We start from the raw sequence: 2,268 nt of genomic DNA, 5'->3' as shown, positions 1-2,268 counted from the left end.
TTCCTGCTCCTCGAAAAGCTCCCAGCACGGCATCGACACGACGGCGGCGGCGACACCATGCTCGGTCTCCAGCCTTTCGGCGGCAGCAACCGCGATCTCGACCTCCGAGCCGGTGGCGATCAGGGTGACGGCACGGTGCTCGGCTGGTTCGCGCAGGACGTAGGCACCTTGGCGGGAGCGGTTCTCGTCACTGTGCGACCGACGCAGCATCGGCAGGTTCTGGCGCGACAGCACCAGGACGCTCGGCCGATCCTTGCTCTTCAGCGCGAGTTCCCAGCACTCCGCCGTTTCGATGACATCCGCCGGACGGAAGACGTTGAGATTGGGCGTGGCACGCAGCATCGCCAGGTGCTCGACCGGCTGGTGCGTCGGACCGTCCTCGCCGAGGCCGATGGAATCGTGTGTCATCACATAGATGACGCGCTGGCCCATGAGCGCCGAGAGCCGCATCGCGCCGCGCGCATAATCGGCGAAGCACAGGAACGTACCGCCATAAGGCACGAACCCTCCATGCAGCGCGATGCCGTTCATGGCGGCCGCCATGCCGTGTTCACGAATGCCGTAGTGAATGTAGCGGCCGGCATAGTCACTCGGCGCAATGCGGTTCATGCCCTTGGTGATCGTCAGATTCGAGTGCGTCAGATCGGCCGAGCCGCCGACGGTCAATTCCGTTGCGCCGTTGATGGCCTCCAGCACCATTTCGGAGGCTTTTCGCGTCGCCACCTTGGTTGCCTTCTCGACATGTTCGCGACGAAAGGCTTCGAGCGCGTCGAAGACCGTGTCGGCCAGTTCGGCGGCGACGGCGTTTTCAAAAGCCTCGCGTCGCGGCGAGGCGGCAAGCCGCTGCTCCCAGGCGCGCCGCATCGCTTCGCCGCGACCGGCAATCTCGCGCCAGGCGAAAAGGATATCATCCGGCACTTCGAACGGCGCGTGGGCCCAGCCGATGTTTTCGCGTGTCGCGGCGATCTCTGCTTCACCCAGCGGTGCGCCGTGCGTCTTTTCCGAACCGCCGAGATTGGGGGCACCCATGCCGATCACTGTGCGGCAGGCAATCAGCGATGGCCGATCCGACCGCCGCGCCGCCTCGATTGCCGCGGCGACTGCTGCCATGTCGTGCCCGGCGACACTTTGGACATCCCAGCCGGCGGCCTTGAAGCGCGCCGGCTGGTCCATCGACGTGGAGAGGGAGGTCGGCCCGTCAATGGAAATCGCATTGTCGTCCCAGAAGACAATCAGGCGGGAAAGCTTCAGGTGACCAGCGAGGTCTATCGCCTCGTGACTGATTCCCTCCTGAAGGCAGCCGTCGCCCGCAATCACATAGGTATGATGATCGACCAGATCGGCACCGTAGCGGGCGGCAAGCATGCGTTCCGCCAGCGCCATGCCGACCGCCGTGGAAATGCCCTGTCCAAGCGGTCCGGTGGTGGTCTCCACGCCAAGCGCATGGCCGTATTCCGGATGTCCGGCGGTGCGGCTGCCCAGCTGCCGAAATCGCTGCAATTCCTCGACCTGCATGTCTTCGTAGCCGAGCAGATGATGCAGCGCGTATTGCAGCATCGAGCCGTGGCCGGCTGAAAGCACGAAACGGTCACGGTCGGGCCAGTCCGGTCTCGACGGATCGATATTAATGAAGCGGTTGAACAGCACCGTTGCGACATCGGCCATGCCCATCGGCATGCCAGGGTGACCCGAATTCGCCTTTTGGACGCTGTCCATCGCCAGCGCGCGAATGGCGTTCGCCATCTCGCGCTCCGAGACGGGAGCGGTTGTGGTGACGGGCTTCAGTGCTGTTTGGCTGGTCATTGCATCCTCCTCACGACACACGGCTCTTGCGTTCAACCAATTGCAGGATGAGCGGCGTCAGGATCAGCTGCATGGCAAGATCGAGCTTGTTGCCTGGCACCACGATGGAATTTGGCCGCGACATGAACGAGTCGTGGATCATCGACAGCAGATACGGAAAATCGATGCCGCGCGGATTGGCGAAGCGGATAACCAGCATCGATTCGTCGGGTGTCGGAATCCAGCGCGCGATGAACGGGTTGGACGTATCGACGATCGGCACGCGCTGGAAGTTGATGGCGGTCTGCGAGAATTGCGGGACAATGTAGCGGACATAGTCGGGCATCCGGCGCAGGATCACGTCCATCACCGCCTCGGTGGAATAGCCGCGTGTCGAACGGTCGCGATGGATCTTCTGGATCCATTCGAGATTGATGACCGGCACGACGCCGATCTTGAGATCCGCATGCTTGGCCAGATTGATCG

Annotated in this window: 1 protein-coding gene and 1 pseudogene; both read right to left on the bottom strand. The window is 63.0% G+C overall.

Annotated elements, in window-relative coordinates; translation table 11 throughout:
• On the bottom strand, nt 1-1,803 hold a 1,803-nt coding region (tkt, locus tag EN914_RS32705), incomplete at its 3' end, for a transketolase (protein WP_127389554.1).
• A gap of 10 nt (nt 1,804-1,813) precedes the next feature.
• Nucleotides 1,814-2,268 (bottom strand): annotated as a pseudogene (locus EN914_RS32700) (phosphoribulokinase); the annotation flags it as partial.

The organism is Mesorhizobium sp. M7A.F.Ca.CA.001.08.2.1, from assembly GCF_003998455.1.
GTDB classification, from domain to species: Bacteria; Pseudomonadota; Alphaproteobacteria; order Rhizobiales; family Rhizobiaceae; genus Mesorhizobium; species Mesorhizobium ciceri.
This window is presented reverse-complemented; position numbering and strand designations above follow the sequence as displayed.